Genomic DNA, 16,176 nt, shown 5'->3' with positions numbered 1-16,176 from the left:
CGCGCCAGTTCTGCAGCATCCATCGCTTCGCAGCTCACCAGCCTGTTATTCTCCAGGTTTATCTTTAACACAGCGCGGCATTTCCAGCATTTGTAAGGACCAATATAATAGGCATCTGTGATGGAAAACCCACCGCTAGTATTGCACTTCGGGCATGTAATATTGACCAGCATAAATACCGCTCCTTTACCAAGCGCTCGCTACGGTCGCATATTTTTGAGTCAATGTTATCAGTTTGATGTTTGCTAAACAAATCTTTCATTGGTTTCTTAACAAGAAGGCAGATATTTTTGGAGAAATATTTTAGGGGGAACCGATAAGTTGATTCAGGGAACGAATCAAGTATTTCAAAGCCAGCTAACCTCAGTGCGCCCTCAAGTTCATCGTATGAATAAAGATGGTAGAAACGGTTGATATTTCCCTCTTTTGAGCGCCAGGGAATTAAGGTGTCCCGCTTCCTGAAGATGAATCGGGGCTGCCAGGCGTTCCAAACGGTGATGAAGGCTTCTCCGCCCGGTTTTAAGATGCGAAATATCTCTTTGAGCGCTTTCTCACGACTGGTCCTATCCTCGAGATGATGGAGACTGGCTACCACGATGGTAAAGTCGAAAGACATGTCCGCGAAAGGGAGCGACCGCATATCGGCTTGTTTTAGTAGTGCTGAAAATCCGTGTTTGTCCATGAATTTTTCGGCATATTTGAGCATCTCAGAAGAAATATCGATGCCCGTTAATTCGAAGTTGTCCTTGAACGGTAAAAAATCGGCACCGTGGCCGCAGCCGATGTTGAGTAATTTGCCTCTTGTCCAACGCCGGGCTAATGCTTCGAGTTCGGCCCTGAAGATGGTATGGTGCCTGAAGTTGTACCAACCGGGCGCAATTCGGTCAAAGGTAGGGATTTGATTATTTGACATAAATCACTTCAAGAGATGTGGCGACCAATGTATAATGGAGTATAAATGAAAAAGTTTACCCGGACAATTTCTGGGGTAACCCCGGTAGCAGTAATGAGCCGGCCTTCTCCATGTCCTGGGCATTGCGTCTATTGCCCGGATTTTTCAGGAACGCCCCGCAGTTACACCCCTCATTCTCCAGCGGTGATGCGCGCGGTCAGGTACGATTATGATCCGGAGGAGCAGATTAAGGCGCGCCTCCGCATACTGTCGGACATGGGGCATCCGACCGATAAAGTGGAACTTATAGTGATGGGAGGGACCTTCCTTGCTACTCCCATTGAATACCAAAACTGTTTTATCAAAGCCTGTTACGATGTCCTGAACGGAGTTGGCAGCACTTCCCTCGAGGATGCTCAGCGGATCAACGAAAGCGCCTTAAACCGGGTGGTGGGACTGTGCATCGAAACCAGACCGGACGTGTGCGGGGAGCGCGAAGTCGATCGCATGATTACCTGGGGTACGACGCGGGTTGAATTGGGAGTACAAACCTTAGACGACGAGATATACCGCCTGATAAATCGCGGACATAGGGTTTCGGCGGTGATCGAAGCTTCGGCCAGATTGCGGCGAGCCGGATTAAAGGTCCATTATCACTGGATGCCGGGCTTGCCCGGTTCAAATCCCGGGCATGACCTATTAATGACGCAACGCCTTTTTTCCGACCAAGATTTCCAACCTGATGGCATAAAAATATATCCCACAATGGTAATCGAAAACACAGAATTGGAATTATGGCAGCGTGAGAATCGGTACCAGCCATACGAAGATGATGTGATGGTCGGATTGATCGCGGAAATGAAAATCAATGTCCCGCCTTATGTACGGATCTCTAGGGTTCTAAGAGACATCCCCGCCGAATACATTACGGGCGGACTGAAAAATTCATTGCGAGATGGCTTGAAGGACCGTCTTGACGCGCAAGGTTTCACTTGCCGGTGCATAAGATGTCGAGAATACGGTCATCGCCCCATGCGCCCGGGGGTACAACCCTCCCTGCGACGGTTGGAATACGACGCATCTGGAGGTAAGGAGATTTTCCTTTCATACGAGGATGAATATGACACTTTGTACGGTCTCATACGCTTGAGAATTCAACCTCAAGCCCCTGACAACCTCAGGATCTTGGGCGATCGGGTAGCTTTAGTTCGGGAGCTTCACGTATATGGACGGGAACTCCAAATTGGGGCAAAAGGAAATCTTTCAGCTCAGCATCAGGGTCTCGGGCGGCAATTGCTCTATCATGCCGAAGAGATCGCGCATGAGGAATTTGGTGCTTCTTTTGTTGCGATCTTGTCAGGGGTGGGAGCCCGCAATTACTATCGTGACCTCGGGTATCAGTTAGCTTCGGGCTATATGATTAAATCCATAAATCATTAATTCGATTCTTTTGACAAAATCAGTGAGTTTGCTATACTATTGTACCAAAGATATAGTACCGTTATCCCTTGCTTAATCTGCCTCCCGCTATCCGTTGACACAGGTACTAGGCCTAAGATACTATGTTAGACCTTGGCGGTTAAACTCCAAATTAAGGCTGACACACACATGACGCAAAAAGCGAGCCTCAGGGAATTTGACCTTATTCCCGGCCATATAAGCGAGTTCGCCTCGGATATCAAGTCCCTGCACGGCGTAGATGTTAACATGTGTTTCCAATGCCGCAAATGCACTAGTGGCTGCCCCCTTGCTGAATTCATGGATATGACGCCGACTCAACTTATTCATGCCGTTCGATTAGGGCTCAAAGACATCGTTCTTGATACGAATACGTATTGGCTGTGTGTTGCCTGTGGCACCTGTACCGCTCGTTGTCCACAAGAGACAGGTCTCCTGAAAGTGATGGACGCATTATCCAATATTGCTATAAAAGAAGGTATTATGCCTAAAGAACCGGCGATTGCCGAGTTCTATAACATTGGCCTGTTCATGGTAAAGAATTTTGGCACCGTGTATGAGACCGGACTGGCTGGAATTTTGAGCCTGAAAACAGGCAACATTGCCAGGGATGCCGGTATGGGAATCCGCATGCTGAAAAAGGGTAAGCTTGATATCCTGCCTCACCTTCATAATTCGCGTGAAATGAAGAAATTATTCAAGAAAGTTGCTAAGAGGGAACAGGAGTTGGCACGGTCTTGAGGTACGCCTATTTCAATAGTTGCTCGCTTCGGGCTTCAGGAAAGGAATATTCCCAATCACTGCTCCGGCTTTTCAAGTTAATCGGCATCGAAACCGAAGAGTTGAAAAACTGGATGTGTTGTGGCTCGACACTAGCCCATAACACCTCGGTTATGTTGGCCGACACTTTGCCTTTGAAAAACCTGGCTGAGGTACAAAGAGCGGGTTTCAATGATATGGTCGTGCCATGCACCGCCTGTTATAACAGGTTCAAGGTTGCTCAATACGAAGATCAAGGCGATCGTCGTTTGAAGCGGGAGATCGAGGAGATAATCGGCCATAAGTTTGAGCATCCGGTTTCGGTAGTCCACCCGCTGGAAATTCTATCTTCCGAACAAAACCTCGCCAAACTCAAAAGTATGGTTAAACGCGATATGTCTCATGTTACTGTCGCAGCTTATTACGGTTGCCTGCTGGTGCGCCCCCACAAAGAAACCGCTTTCAGAGACAATCCGGAGTATCCGATAACCATGGACAGGATCCTTAATGCCGTTGGGATAAAAACTGTTGATTGGTCGCACAAAGTTGAGTGCTGCGGCGGCTCTCTTTCACTGACCCGGCCCGACGCTGTGTTGAAGCTTACATCCCACATACTGGATAATGCCCGGGATTCAGGAGCGACAGCCGTATCGGTACCATGCACGTTCTGCCAACTCAACCTCGACATTCGTCAGAATGATTTGAACAAACTGGGTCGAAATTATGATATGCCAATATTTTATTTTACAGAACTTCTGTCGCTTGCCCTCGGTGTTCCAGAAAAAGAGCTTATGCTGAATAAACATTTCGTTGAAACTGAAAGCCTGCTGGTGAAGCATAGTGGATAAGACTAAAGTTGGCGCGGCGCTGGTTGTCGGCGGTGGCGTCGGCGGGATGCAGACGGCGCTCGACCTTGCCGAAGCCGGTATTAAAGTTTACCTCGTCGACGAAGCGCCTGCTATTGGCGGCAAAATGGTCCAACTGGACAAGACCTTCCCCACTAACGACTGTGCCATGTGTACCGTTTCACCACGATTGGTGGCTATCGACCGTCACCTGAACATCGAATTGCTCACTAATTCCAGGGTAATAGCCTACGAGGGCGAAGCCGGCAATTTCCGTGTAAAAGTGCTGAAGAAAGCTCGCTGTGTCGATACCTCGAAATGCACCGGCTGTAATGTTTGCATCGAAAAATGCCCTGCCAAGACTACCTCTGATTTTGACGGGGGTCTGACCAAGCGAAAAGCGATCTACACCCTATACGCTCAGGCGGTACCCAATGTTCCGGTTATCGATAAAGACAATTGCATCTATTTCAAAAAAGGCAAGGGCTGCAAAGCCTGCGAGAAGTTCTGCGAGGCCGGAGCCATCCTCCTTGATCAAGCAGACGAGACTATTGAACTTAATGTCGGAGCTGTCGTATTGACGCCCGGCTATGACCTATTCGACGCTGCCGAAAAACCCCAACTCGGTTTCGGCCGATACCCGGACGTGCTGACCAGCCTTCAGTTCGAGCGAATCCTATCAGCTTCCGGACCTTTTGCCGGCAAGGTGATGCGGCCTTCCAATGGCGAATTGCCACGCAAGGTAGCCTTTATCCAATGCGTTGGTTCGCGTGAGACCTCAGCCGATTTCTGCTCAGCGGTTTGTTGTATGTACGCCACCAAAGAAGCATTGATCTTGAAAGAGCACCATCCCGAGATAGATGTCGCCATTTTTTACATCGATATCCGGGCTTACGGCAAAGGATTCGAAGCGTATTACGAACGGGCAAAAAAGGCGGGGGTCCGGTTTATAAGATGTCAACCTTCATCTTTGAAACAATTGCTGGCAAATAAAGAAATCATAATTCGTTACCAGGACGAACAGGGCAATTTAACAGAAGAAAACTTTGATCTGGCGATGCTGTCCTGCGGACTTCGGCCGTCAAAGGCGGGACAGTCGGTTGCAGATAAATTCGGCGTTAGATTGGATGGCAACGGGTTCTGCCTGACGGATGGCCTTGACCCGGTCGCCACTAGCCAGGAAGGCATTTTCGCCGTTGGCGCTTTCAGCGGGCCAAAGGACATTCCTGAGACGGTCATCCAGGCCGGGGCAGCGGCGTCAAGAGTGTTGGCTCTGCTTGTCGAGAAAAAGGGCGAACTCTTGAAGGAACGCACTTACCCTTCCGAAAGGTCGGTGTATGGCGGTGAACCGCGCACCGGAGTCTTCGTGTGTCATTGCGGTAAAAACATTGCTTCCGTAGTCAATATTCCAGAAGTAATTGAATACTGCAGCACTCTGCCCAACGTTGTTTTTGTTACAGACACTCTCTTCGCTTGCGCGGCTGATGCCGGGGAGAAGATCAAAGAAGCCATTTTGGAACACGGCTTGAACCGTGTTATCGTTGCCGCTTGTACCCCGCGGACCCACGAGGCACTATTTCAGGACACGCTACGGGAAGCTGGTCTCAACCCGTATCTCTTGGAGATGGCTAACATTAGGAACCAATGCTCCTGGGTGCATATGTACCAACCGGCAGAGGCAACATCCAAAGCTAAAGATATTATCCGCTTGGCGGCTGTCAAGGCAACACATCTCAAACCGCTGCATCCCGGGCAAGTGCCTGTTAGCCACAACGGACTTGTTATCGGCGGCGGCTTAGCCGGGATGACTGCAGCTCTAGCATTAGCCGATGCCGGATATAATACGTATTTATTGGAAAAATCGCGTGAACTTGGCGGCAATCTTAGACGGGTCAAATTCGGAGAGCCCGGTCAGGAACCGCAGGCCAAACTTCATGAACTGATCGAACGGATCAAAATACACCCTAACATCGAACTTTATCTCGAATCAAACGTAATCGGATTCGAGGGTGCAGCGGGCAATTTCGTCATCGATTTCATTTCCGAAAACCGGAAGTATCAAATAAAAGCCGGGGCGGTTATCGTGGCCACTGGCGCCAAAGAATACCTGCCATCTCAGTTCCTGTACGGGGAGGACCGGCGTGTCATCACCCAGTTGGAGTTGGAAGAGCGCCTGTCAGTCGAGAAGGTCGATGCCAAAACGGTAGTTATGATCCAATGCGTCGGTTCACGTGATGAAAATCATCCGTATTGTAGCCGTCTATGTTGCGTACAGGCTGTTAAAAACGCCATTAAATTGAAGGCACGGCAACCCGAGACCGAGGTCTTCGTCCTTTATCGCGATATCCGCACCTACGGCTTGCATGAAGCTGAGTACACCCGAGCCCGTAAGCTTGGGGTTCGCTTCTTGCGCTACGAACAGGGTCAGAATCCGGTGGTCACCAACTCAAACGATGAACTGAGGGTAACGGTTTTCGACCCAATACTTGATGCAAAATTGAATATCCCTGCCGATATGCTTGTGCTTTCGACTGGGGTCGCGCCTTCCGAGGATCAGGAATTGACCAGACTCTTGACACTACCTGAATCCGAGGATGGATTCTTGATGGAAGCCCACATCAAGTTGCGCCCGGTCGATTCCCCTGTCGAGGGTGTTTTCCTCGCCGGATTGGCTCATGGTCCGAAGTTGGCAGATGAATCAATCGCTCAAGCCGGCGCTGCAGCCGCAAAGGCGGCAGCAATTCTTTCCAAAGGTCAGAGGCAACTCGAAGCCTGTGTTTCTGAGGTGCTGGATGAAAACTGTGACGGATGCGCCTATTGTGTGGAGCCTTGTCCTTTCAAAGCCATAAACCTCATCGAGTATATGGCGAATGGAACCATTAAAAAGACAGTTGAATCCGATCCCGCCAAATGTCAGGGTTGCGGGGTCTGCATGGCTACATGCCCCAAGAAAGGGATTATGGTCAGGAATTTCAACCTTGACGAATTATCCGATATTGTATCGGCTGTCCTTGCCCCGGTATAAGGAAAAATCTATGAACGCTATGACGACTATGGACAAAAACGAGATTCAGAGTGACGCCGGCTATCAACCGCTTATCATCTGCTTTGCCTGCAATTGGTGCTCCTACGCTGCGGCCGACTTAGCCGGCGTATCACGCATACAGTATCCGCCGAATGTCCGTATCATCCGGGTTATGTGCTCTGGAATGGTGCATCCTAACCTTGTAATCGATGCGCTGACAAAGGGTGCTGACGGGGTATTAATGTGTGGGTGCCATCCCGGGGATTGTCATTACCGAGAGGGCAACCTGCGGGCCGAATCAAGGGCGGAAGCCATCAAGTTAATGTTGCAGGATTTCGGGTTAGAACAAGAACGTTACCGCCTGGAATGGGTATCGGCCTCCGAAGGAGCACGTTTTGCTCAGGTAGTGACCGATATGGTAGCCGATTTAAAGAAACTGGGTCCTAGCCCATACAAAATGTAAGGAGGACGATGGAACTCTCTCGCCTCTTCGACGGCAAGAAATTCATGTGGGACGGTAGAGAATACGAAAACTCAACCGAATGTCAAACTCAGGAAGAACATTATCGGTCTCTTGGTTTTGAGGTGAGATCACTGGCTGAAGAGGGTAAGTGTTTCTTATTCACCAGACGGCTGGTCCTGAATACCTCAACATAGTGGCTTCTGATAACTAACAAATCATCAAAAAAGCAAGGAGGAAATGGTATGGTTCGTGTAGCGGAGGAATGGTTCGCTGTATGCGGTGGTTGCGAGGTGTCCATTCTGGACATAGGTGAGCCGCTACTTGATTTGCTCCCTAGCCTCGAATTTGTCCACATGCCGGTACTTATGGACCACAAGCTTTTTGGTCAAACCGGCGAAAAACAGCACATGGAGATTCCCGAAGCCGACGTCGGTATTGTCACCGGCAGTATCCGTAATCAGGAAAACAAGGAACTAGCTGAAGAAATGCGCCGAAAGTGCAAGATCATCATTTCTTTGGGTTCATGCGCGAATTTTGGCGGCGTCCCGGCCTTAGGGAACATGTACAACAACGCCGACATTTTCGATATGGCCTATCGCAAGACGGCTAGTACGGAAGCAGGAGCGAATCCGAGTCAAGGCTTGCCGGCGTTAACCGACCGGGTCTATTCCGTCAACGAAGTTATAAAAGTAGACGTCTCCATTCCCGGCTGTCCACCTACGCCAGAGTGGATCGCCAGTGCCTTGACCGCATTGCTGCAGGGAAAGAGTTTCAGCCTGCCGGAACGCAGCGTGTGTGATGACTGTCCTACCGTCAGGGAAAAGAAAGCAAAGGTTGCAATCCGCCGGCCGTTGCAGGCTCCAGAGTTTACTCCCGGACGTTATGACAACATGCGCTGCATGAACGAACAGGGTATCCTTTGCCTCGGTCCCGCCACTCGCACCGGCTGCGGTGGTTCCGAAAAGACACCCCGTTGCATAAAGGCCTACATGCCGTGCCGGGGGTGTTTCGGTCCGATACGCGCTGGAGCGAATCCCATGGTTGATATGATGGGCGCTCTATCCTCGGTCGGACTGGATCCGAAGCAGATCGAAGACCGCATGGCGACTTTTAACCGCTTCATTGGCGCCGGGCGGCTACGCCCGATGCCGACCCGCTAAATTGGGTTAAGGAGAAAAGAAAATGAAAGAAATCGTAATTCAACCTGTCTCCCGTATCGAAGGCGGGGCAAAAATAACCATTCAACTCGATGATGCCGGTAACGTTGCCGACACCCAGGTAAATGTCCTGGAACTCCGGGGCTTCGAAAGATTTTGTATCGGGCGACCGGTCGAGGAAATGCCCCGAATTACCACCCGTATCTGCGGTGTTTGCCCGTGGTCACATCATCTGGCTTCCGCCAAGGCTTGCGATGCAGTCTTCGGGGTTACGCCTCCTCCGGCAGGGCGCAAACTGCGCGAACTGTGCAATAGCATCGCTTATATGGAAGAACACATCCTTCATTTCTATTTCCTGGGCGGGGGAGACTTCGTCATGGGGCCCGCCGCCGACTACGCCGTCAGAAATGTCTTCGGTATCGCTCAGAAACTTCCTGACGTAGCTCGCAACGTGGTCAAGGTCCGTCACATGTGCGCCCACATGCTTGAGATCATCGCCGGTAAGTCCATCCACCCAGCGGCGGCAGTTCCCGGGGGTTTTTCCAAACCAATGACCGAAGCAGAACGCCAGAAGCTTATACCAATGGCAAAAGAAGCTCTTGAACTGGCCAAATTCTCCATGGAATACGCGAAGAAAAACATTTTTCCCGCTTATATCGAAGCGGTTAAGACTATCGGGGTAATCAAAACCGGCTTCTTGGGTACCGTACGAAGCGATGGCGCCATGGACCTCTACGACGGCAAACTACGCATGATGGATCCTGACGGCAAGTACGAGGACTTCGAAGCCAAAGATTACCTCGACTACATTTCCGAGCACGTCGAGCCTTGGTCGTTCGTCAAGTTCCCATACAACAAGAAGTGGGGCGGATTCTCCATGGACCCGGAGAATCCCAAGGGCATTTACAGGGTCAACACCCTTGCTCGGATGAACGTTGCCGACAAGATATCAACTCCGCTGGCTCAGGCTGAACTTGAGGAATTCCGGGCGACTTTCGGTCGGCCGGTTCAGGCCACCTTACTTTTCCATTGGGCGCGCCTTATCGAGATCCAGTATAACGCCGAGAAAACACTCGAACTGCTAAATGATCCGGATATCACATCCCCTAACACCCGCGTTGCAGCAACACCCAGGGCAGCACGCGGTGTCGGTTGCACCGAGGCTCCGCGCGGTACCCTCATCCACGACTACACGACCGATGAAAAAGGCTTGGTGACTGCCGCCAACCTGATCGTGGCCACCTGCCAGAACAACGCGCCGATAAACATGTCGGTCAAGCAGGCCGCCAAGCTTCTTATTAAGGATGGCAAATACGACCAGGGCATCCTTAACACAGTGGAGATGACCATCCGAGCGTACGATCCATGCTTGTCCTGCGCCAGTCATGACCTGAACGGTCAATTGGCCTGCAAAGTGGATATCGTCAGTGCGGACGGGCAACTCATCGAGACATTGACCAACCAGTAAATGGAATACGTTCCGGATTACTACAAAAAAGATCTCCTGATTCTTGGGGTAGGTAATCCGCTCTTCGGAGATGATGGATTCGGCCCGGCTGTGGCGGAGGAACTCTCCCGCCGCGGCCGGATTCCGTCTTTTTCAGAGGTCATGGATGTTGGTACTGGTGTTAGAGAGATTCTTTTCGACCTCATTATTTCACCCGATCGCCCGAAGGAAATCGTAATTGTCGATGCACTAGATTGCGGGCGACAACCAGGTGAGATTTTCTTGGTCAAGGTCGATGAGGTTCCGAAACTCAAGAGCCACGACTTTTCTTTACACCTTGCACCTAGCTTGAACCTGTTGCAGGAATTGCGGGACAACGCCCATGTTAACGTCACGATACTCGCGACCCAGCCTGAGTCTATACCAGAAATAGTGACTGCCGGATTATCGAAGCCAATCCAACAAGCGGTAAAAGACGCCGCCGATTACATCGAGAAAACGTATTTCGAAGACAAAGACGCGACGGATTAACCCCTACGCTGTCTCGTCCGACCAGTTTTGCATGATGCGCTTGATGCGCTCGGCGAGTTTCGGGCTTTCGCGCAGCCGTTGAATAAATACAGGACAAGCCTCTACCATTGAATTCTGGACTGCCTGCGCCATACTCCCGATCATGTTTTGCATGTTGGCATCATCCTGGGCGGTGAAGGTCACTCCTTGTTGAGCTTCCATTTGCCTTTTAATGTCCTCGGCGGTGAAACGCATCGGGATAGTGCAAGATTTATACCAAGCGCACTCACGGCACTGGGCAATGTTGCTGGCTTCTCTCAAAATATCGTCTGTCATCGTAGTTTCCCTAAATGTAGTTTCTTTCACCGAAAGTTGTATTTATTATACATTATCCGCTGAAGCTCTTCCTTTCAAGCTCTAATGCATGAAAAACGACTGAAACGACTAGGTTGTGATGAAGTTTTAGAAGTCCGTTTTCAGTAAACAAATACGCCCTAGTTGCATAAAATACCAGCCTATTTCTCTTTATAGATTATCATATAATAGCACTAGTGTACTATTGTCTGTCAAGCGATTCATGTCGTTTTTGGTCGAATATTTTTTGCCGTTAACCCGTAAACGAGTGTATACTTGACCGTTACAAAATCCGGAGGGACAAATTTGAAGGTCTATCACATCGCTTACGAACCGTCATACGGATCGGTCGACATCCATATCTGGACCAAGTGCACACTCGATTGCCAGGCTTGCTATACCAATTGGGAGCTATACGATTTCAGCCTGTACGACGATGCTACAACTGAAATCATGACCAGAGAGCGCACAACTCCCCCAGATAAGTTTTTATCCTACAATAAGGTAATAGAACTCCTCAAGCCTTTGGAGATCAAATATGCCGTCTTTATGGGAACAGAGGCGGCGTTAGATCCTGAATTTCCGCGTCTGACGAAAGAGCTGCATGAGAAATGGCATGCTTATAACATTCTCCTAACAAATGGAATCGTCATGCCTGATTTGACTGATGTTGACCAGGTAATATTCAGCATCAAGGCTGTATCCGAGGATATTTACCGCAAGTACACCGGGAGATCGAACAAACCAGCCCTCAAACATTTCGCCGAGATTGCCAAAATGGGCAAGAACCTCCACGCCGAGGTGGTGTTAATCCCCGAACTCATCGAAGCCGAAGAGATCGAAAAGGTGGCCAAGTTCGTTGGTTCGATCGATCCAAATATTCCGTTCCGTATCGATGCTTATTTCCCTGTGCCGGAATGCCCTTGGCGACCTGCCAGCAACCAGGAAGTTGAACATGCTGCCGAACTGGCAAAGAAATACATGAATAAGGTGACTATTCTTACATTGGATATGAAGCGGGTGGGGGATAAAGCAGTTCGCATTTTCTAATGATCGATATTCCGAGAGTCAAGGTTCTTGACACGTTCCAACGACTGCCGTATTATATAATCAATTAGATATTAGCCAACTTAAGTCAGCTTGTTTTACAAGCTACGGGTGCAAGTCCGGTGAAAGTCCGGCACAGTACCGCCTGCTGTAATCCCAATCTCCTTGGGAGAGTCAGAACCCCAGCCTTAAGGTAACTAGGTCTCCGCGGTATAAGGAGCGCCGTTGGTAAGCACTAACCTCCTAACCGCAAGGGACTGGAGGTTTCTTTTTTAGGAATAAATTGACTCTTTCCGAACCAGAGTAACCGGTTTAACAGGTGAACGGGTGCAAGTCCGGTGAAAGTCCGGTACAGTTCCGCCTGCTGTAATCCCAATCTCCTTGGGAGAGTCAGAACCCCGGCTCCGGTCAAGTATCTTCTCCGCGGATAAGGAGGTGGGCGCATGTGTAATACAAGTTGATAACAATCTTGAAGCGGCAATCCAGTCATACTAACAAATCAAGGATTGATTTTAATGAATAGTTTAATAAGGAAAAGTTCTATTCCGAAACTGGTAACCGTATCGTTGCTGTTAGCTTCAATAATGGTCCTGGGATTGTTGCCAGGCTGCGGAAATTCTGTCGATAATACAACTACTCCTACAACAACGCCCCCCGTAACTACCAACTACACGGTAACATTCCCGCTGACTGTCAAGGATCAAACAGGCCAATCTTTCATATTTACCAAACCAGCTACAAAAATAGTCTCCTTGTCGCCTGGCAATACTGAAATTGCTTTTTCGATTGGCTTAGATGCGAATATTATAGGTGACACAACTTATTGTGATTATCCCGCGGCAGCAACTACCAAATCCAAGATGGGCGGCTTTTCCGACGTCAATACTGAATTGGTTATCAATGCTCAACCTGATTTAATCCTGACTTCAAATATTCACGTAGCTAAAGTCGTGCCCCAACTGAAAACCTTGCTTCCTAATACGGCGATATTTACGCTTGATCCCCGTAACTTGCAGGACATAATGGATGCCATTATCCTTGTCGGAAAGATCACCGATCACCTCAAACAAGCAACCGAAGAAGTCGCCGCGTTACAGGCTAAGATCAATTCGGTGACCTCAAAAACACAAACTCTCACAACCGCTCAGAGACCGAAGGTTCTATATGTACTTTATCCACCATCGATGACAGTCGGGACCGACACGCCACAATACCAACTGATTGTTCTGGCAGGCGGAGTCAGCATTTCTCCGAATTCAACTGGATACCCAACTATGTCTATTGAAGATCTAGTCGCTGCCAATCCTGACATAATAATTACCAGCAGTATGGGAACTTCCGGTTCAGCCAGGGATCAAATGCTGAATAATCCCCAACTAAAAAGTATCAATGCAATAAAAAATACCAAGGTGTTCGATATCGACGGGAATATCTTACAGAGAATGGGACCCCGCCTGGCAGACGGCCTAGTCGCCATGGCTCAGGTAATTCATCCTGAATTCGGGTTGAAATAAACGTTATGGGAGCAGGATGGAAAAAGCCATCCTGCTCTGAAAACACACAATGGTAACTGATACGCTGACCGAATTTAAAACAAAAAAAGCTGCACCTTTGCTGGCAGTCAAGTGGCATACTCGTTTTATGACGATGGGTTTGTTATTTTTAGGTTTACTACTCCTGGCAGCATTTGCTACCACCATCGGCAGTGTCAGCGTCCCTTTCAGTTCCACTCTAGGCATAATCCTCGATAAGTTGCCGTTGGTCAACATTGATCATACGTGGTCTGATCCGATGGAAACGATCATCACGCAGATCAGGTTACCGAGGGTAGTATTAGCTGGCGCGGTGGGTATAGCTTTATCAGTCGCGGGCGCAACTTACCAAGGACTGTTCCGAAATCCATTGGCAGATCCTTACCTTATTGGTGTGGCGCAAGGGGCGGCATTGGGAGCTGCAATCGGTTTTATCCTACCAATCACATTCCATAACGAAGCATTTAGCATTATCCCGGTATTCGCAGCCCTGGGAGCTATCCTCACGGTATTGGTGGTTTACAGCATCGCCAAAGTAGGATCTTCGATTCCTGTTACCACGCTTATTCTGGGCGGTGTGGCGGTAGGGTCGTTACTTATGGCGTTAGTGAACTTCGTCATCACAATCAGCGGCGATAAGATCCGAGGTATTGTCTTCTGGATGATGGGCAGCTTTTCATCGGCGCAGTGGACAGATGTTGAAATTGCCCTGCCGGTGATCTTACTGGGTAGCGGTTTCATCTTCCTTTTTGCCCGTTCTCTGAACATAATCCAACTTGGCGAAGACCAGGCGAAACAACTCGGCGTCAATATTGAAAAATTGAAATTAATGCTTCTGACCGTTTCGACGATCATAACCGCCGCCGCCGTGTCGTTCGTGGGTATCATAGGTTTTGTGGGTATCATTATCCCTCATGCAGTAAGGTTGATTTGGGGCGCCGATTACCGGTTCCTGTTGCCTTTATCAGCTCTGGTCGGGGCGATTTTCCTGATAGGAGCAGACATCTTGTCCCGGAGCATTGGTTCATCCGAAATCCCTATCGGTATTATCACTGCTTTGTGCGGAGCTCCATTTTTCATGTATCTTCTGCGAAAGAAGACCAAGGTGCTATTTTAATGTTAACCCTCGAGATGGAGAACATAACCCTTGCGTACGGAAGCAAAGACGTCGTGCGTAACATGACTTTTACCGCTATCCCGGGCGAAATGGTCGGTTTAGTCGGTCCCAATGGATCGGGAAAGTCGACCATCATCAAAGCCCTGTGCCATGTGTTGACTCCTAAAAGGGGGCGAGTACTCACCAATGGTCATGACATTGCGCACTTGTCGTTCAAGGAATTGGCCAAAACCATCAGCGTCGTGCCCCAGACTCCAGTTTTGCCAAGTGCCTTCACGGCTTTTGAAATTGTTCTGATGGGGCGTAATCCGCACCTGGGAATGTTCAAATACGAAAGCAAAAAGGATATCGATATCGCATGGGAGGCTATGGAGCGATGCGGGGTACAGCAATTTGCGGATAGACACATCTCAGAGTTATCAGGCGGTGAAATCCAGAGCGTGGTTATCGCTCGAGCTCTGGCGCAAGAAACCGAAGGCATATTGCTCGACGAACCAACGGCTAACCTGGACATCGGACGACAGATAGAAGTACTTGATCTGTTGAAAGAAGAGTGCACCAACCGGCATTTGACAATTATCGCAGCGATCCATGACCTCAATCTAGCGGCCCATTATTGCGAAAAACTGGTTCTCATCAAGAACGGCGAATTATATGCTTTCGGGACTCCTCGTGACGTCATTACGACCGAAAACATCTGCAACGTATACGGTCCGGGCAGTTATGTTCACACTCACCCACTGAGTGGACTACCTGCGGTGCTGCCTAAGGTCAGCAATATCAATGGAGGCGAACCGTGTGCCATCCAGGGATCATAAGATGACATCCAACGTTCACTCGGAAATACTCGGTTGCTTCCATGATATTACAGCCGAAGTTGTCTATCATCATATCTGGAACGTTCCTTCGAACGCTCTGCTACTGCATTTGCCGGAACCACAAAGAACGCTTTCCGGTTTGCAAGGATACAGGCGCGTAAGGGTAGTGGCCAATTGCCACATCCCTCCACCCCTCTGGATGAAACTCCATGATGCGAGCGTAGACTGGCGCGATTATTACCGCAAAATATTAAAAGCGAATTCTTGCGGCCGAATCCTTTCGCTAGACAATGCCACCATGCTTTCGACTGGGGTACCGATGCCGGAACTGGCTTTTCGCGAGGAGACCGATGGCGATTTATGGGCAATGGCTTTTGTTACCGCCGGAGTCGAGGGCAATGCACTCAGAGTAGGAGTAGACACGGGACGTCATCACCGTCCGATAGGCACAATAAACACGATCGTATTCAGTTCGTGTGAATTAACCCAGGCAGCCATGGCGGCATCGTTCATTACGATAACCGAAGCCAAAGTAGTCGCTCTGGAAGATCTTGGCATAAAAAGCACTTACAATCCTGCATTGCAGGCCACGGGTACCGGCACCGATCAAATCGTTGTTGTCTCCGGCAAGACTGCAAAGTGTACTTACGTCAGCGGACATACTAAAATAGGCGGGCTAATGGCTCGGGCGGTTACTGCCGCCACAAAAGAAGCCATTGCAAAACGACGCAAAGCCCTAAATAGTTAGGAGT

16 protein-coding genes are annotated in these 16,176 nt (G+C 49.4%); 14 read left to right on the top strand and 2 right to left on the bottom strand.

The genetic code is table 11. The features are described from left to right. Nucleotides 1-64: 64 nt before the first annotated feature. Complete coding sequence (locus tag HX448_RS04740; RefSeq protein ID WP_102330385.1) at nucleotides 65-913, bottom strand: class I SAM-dependent methyltransferase; 849 nt, start codon at nucleotides 911-913, stop codon at nucleotides 65-67. A gap of 45 nt (nucleotides 914-958) precedes the next feature. Between HX448_RS04740 and HX448_RS04735 the strand changes: the two genes are divergently transcribed. The 9 genes from HX448_RS04735 to HX448_RS04695 all read left to right on the top strand — a co-directional run bounded on the left by HX448_RS04735 (nucleotide 959) and on the right by HX448_RS04695 (nucleotide 10,577). Beyond that, complete coding sequence (locus tag HX448_RS04735) at nucleotides 959-2,332, top strand: elongator complex protein 3 (protein WP_102330386.1); 1,374 nt, start codon at nucleotides 959-961, stop codon at nucleotides 2,330-2,332. 168 nt (nucleotides 2,333-2,500) lie between these two features. Continuing rightward, nucleotides 2,501-3,091: a 4Fe-4S dicluster domain-containing protein gene (locus tag HX448_RS04730; RefSeq protein ID WP_162485866.1), complete on the top strand. Its 591-nt coding sequence runs from the start codon at nucleotides 2,501-2,503 to the stop codon at nucleotides 3,089-3,091. Beyond that, nucleotides 3,088-3,957 (top strand): CoB--CoM heterodisulfide reductase iron-sulfur subunit B family protein, encoded by an 870-nt coding sequence (locus tag HX448_RS04725; protein ID WP_102330388.1) that lies wholly within the window; start codon nucleotides 3,088-3,090, stop codon nucleotides 3,955-3,957. Before HX448_RS04730 ends, HX448_RS04725 begins: the two co-directional genes overlap by 4 nt. Continuing rightward, a complete protein-coding gene (locus tag HX448_RS04720; protein ID WP_226846858.1) occupies nucleotides 3,950-6,979 on the top strand; it encodes an FAD-dependent oxidoreductase in 3,030 nt (1,009 codons plus the stop codon). Before HX448_RS04725 ends, HX448_RS04720 begins: the two co-directional genes overlap by 8 nt. A 19-nt stretch (nucleotides 6,980-6,998) precedes the next feature. Beyond that, nucleotides 6,999-7,442 carry a hydrogenase iron-sulfur subunit gene (locus HX448_RS04715; RefSeq protein ID WP_226846884.1) on the top strand — a complete coding sequence of 148 codons (444 nt, stop codon included), beginning with the start codon at nucleotides 6,999-7,001 and terminating at the stop codon, nucleotides 7,440-7,442. A gap of 8 nt (nucleotides 7,443-7,450) precedes the next feature. Beyond that, nucleotides 7,451-7,636, top strand: a complete 186-nt coding sequence (locus HX448_RS04710) for a hypothetical protein (protein ID WP_102330390.1) — start codon at nucleotides 7,451-7,453, stop codon at nucleotides 7,634-7,636. Nucleotides 7,637-7,684: 48 nt separating this feature from the next. After that, nucleotides 7,685-8,602: an NADH-quinone oxidoreductase subunit B family protein gene (locus HX448_RS04705; RefSeq protein ID WP_102330391.1), complete on the top strand. Its 918-nt coding sequence runs from the start codon at nucleotides 7,685-7,687 to the stop codon at nucleotides 8,600-8,602. Between the two features lie 22 nt (nucleotides 8,603-8,624). Further along, entirely contained in the window at nucleotides 8,625-10,067 is a 1,443-nt protein-coding gene (locus tag HX448_RS04700; protein ID WP_102330392.1) for a Ni/Fe hydrogenase subunit alpha, read from the top strand. After that, nucleotides 10,068-10,577: a hydrogenase maturation protease gene (locus HX448_RS04695; protein ID WP_102330393.1), complete on the top strand. Its 510-nt coding sequence runs from the start codon at nucleotides 10,068-10,070 to the stop codon at nucleotides 10,575-10,577. 3 nt (nucleotides 10,578-10,580) lie between these two features. Here the strand turns inward: HX448_RS04695 and HX448_RS04690 are convergent, their stop codons facing one another. Beyond that, nucleotides 10,581-10,892, bottom strand: a complete 312-nt coding sequence (locus HX448_RS04690) for a hypothetical protein (RefSeq protein WP_102330394.1) — start codon at nucleotides 10,890-10,892, stop codon at nucleotides 10,581-10,583. A 324-nt stretch (nucleotides 10,893-11,216) separates the two neighbouring features. Between HX448_RS04690 and HX448_RS04685 the strand changes: the two genes are divergently transcribed. From HX448_RS04685 to HX448_RS04665, 5 genes are all read left to right on the top strand, one after another. Then, nucleotides 11,217-11,960 (top strand): radical SAM protein, encoded by a 744-nt coding sequence (locus HX448_RS04685; RefSeq protein ID WP_102330395.1) that lies wholly within the window; start codon nucleotides 11,217-11,219, stop codon nucleotides 11,958-11,960. A gap of 512 nt (nucleotides 11,961-12,472) precedes the next feature. Continuing rightward, nucleotides 12,473-13,471: an ABC transporter substrate-binding protein gene (locus HX448_RS04680; protein ID WP_102330396.1), complete on the top strand. Its 999-nt coding sequence runs from the start codon at nucleotides 12,473-12,475 to the stop codon at nucleotides 13,469-13,471. Nucleotides 13,472-13,520: 49 nt separating this feature from the next. Then, nucleotides 13,521-14,606 carry a FecCD family ABC transporter permease gene (locus HX448_RS04675; RefSeq protein WP_102330397.1) on the top strand — a complete coding sequence of 362 codons (1,086 nt, stop codon included), beginning with the start codon at nucleotides 13,521-13,523 and terminating at the stop codon, nucleotides 14,604-14,606. Then, nucleotides 14,606-15,424: an ABC transporter ATP-binding protein gene (locus tag HX448_RS04670; protein ID WP_102330398.1), complete on the top strand. Its 819-nt coding sequence runs from the start codon at nucleotides 14,606-14,608 to the stop codon at nucleotides 15,422-15,424. Before HX448_RS04675 ends, HX448_RS04670 begins: the two co-directional genes overlap by 1 nt. 1 nt (nucleotide 15,425) lies before the next feature. Next, nucleotides 15,426-16,172 carry an adenosylcobinamide amidohydrolase gene (locus HX448_RS04665; protein WP_102330399.1) on the top strand — a complete coding sequence of 249 codons (747 nt, stop codon included), beginning with the start codon at nucleotides 15,426-15,428 and terminating at the stop codon, nucleotides 16,170-16,172. The last annotated feature ends 4 nt before the right edge of the window (nucleotides 16,173-16,176 follow it).

It is taken from the genome of Dehalogenimonas etheniformans (assembly GCF_014672715.2).
Taxonomy (GTDB): Bacteria; Chloroflexota; Dehalococcoidia; order Dehalococcoidales; family Dehalococcoidaceae; genus Dehalogenimonas; species Dehalogenimonas etheniformans.
The sequence above is the reverse complement of the archived record's forward strand: the minus strand, read 5'-3'. Positions and strand labels throughout refer to the sequence as shown.

Coding starts and splice junctions, on each gene's coding strand:
- HX448_RS04670 (WP_102330398.1), top strand. CDS start 14,606: ATGTTAACCCTCGAGATGGAGAACATAACCCTTGCGTACGGAAGCAAA.
- HX448_RS04715 (WP_226846884.1), top strand. CDS start 6,999: ATGACGACTATGGACAAAAACGAGATTCAGAGTGACGCCGGCTATCAA.
- HX448_RS04740 (WP_102330385.1), bottom strand. CDS start 913: ATGTCAAATAATCAAATCCCTACCTTTGACCGAATTGCGCCCGGTTGG.
- HX448_RS04665 (WP_102330399.1), top strand. CDS start 15,426: ATGACATCCAACGTTCACTCGGAAATACTCGGTTGCTTCCATGATATT.
- HX448_RS04730 (WP_162485866.1), top strand. CDS start 2,501: ATGACGCAAAAAGCGAGCCTCAGGGAATTTGACCTTATTCCCGGCCAT.
- HX448_RS04695 (WP_102330393.1), top strand. CDS start 10,068: ATGGAATACGTTCCGGATTACTACAAAAAAGATCTCCTGATTCTTGGG.
- HX448_RS04690 (WP_102330394.1), bottom strand. CDS start 10,892: ATGACAGACGATATTTTGAGAGAAGCCAGCAACATTGCCCAGTGCCGT.
- HX448_RS04705 (WP_102330391.1), top strand. CDS start 7,685: ATGGTTCGTGTAGCGGAGGAATGGTTCGCTGTATGCGGTGGTTGCGAG.
- HX448_RS04735 (WP_102330386.1), top strand. CDS start 959: ATGAAAAAGTTTACCCGGACAATTTCTGGGGTAACCCCGGTAGCAGTA.
- HX448_RS04675 (WP_102330397.1), top strand. CDS start 13,521: ATGGTAACTGATACGCTGACCGAATTTAAAACAAAAAAAGCTGCACCT.
- HX448_RS04680 (WP_102330396.1), top strand. CDS start 12,473: ATGAATAGTTTAATAAGGAAAAGTTCTATTCCGAAACTGGTAACCGTA.
- HX448_RS04710 (WP_102330390.1), top strand. CDS start 7,451: ATGGAACTCTCTCGCCTCTTCGACGGCAAGAAATTCATGTGGGACGGT.
- HX448_RS04700 (WP_102330392.1), top strand. CDS start 8,625: ATGAAAGAAATCGTAATTCAACCTGTCTCCCGTATCGAAGGCGGGGCA.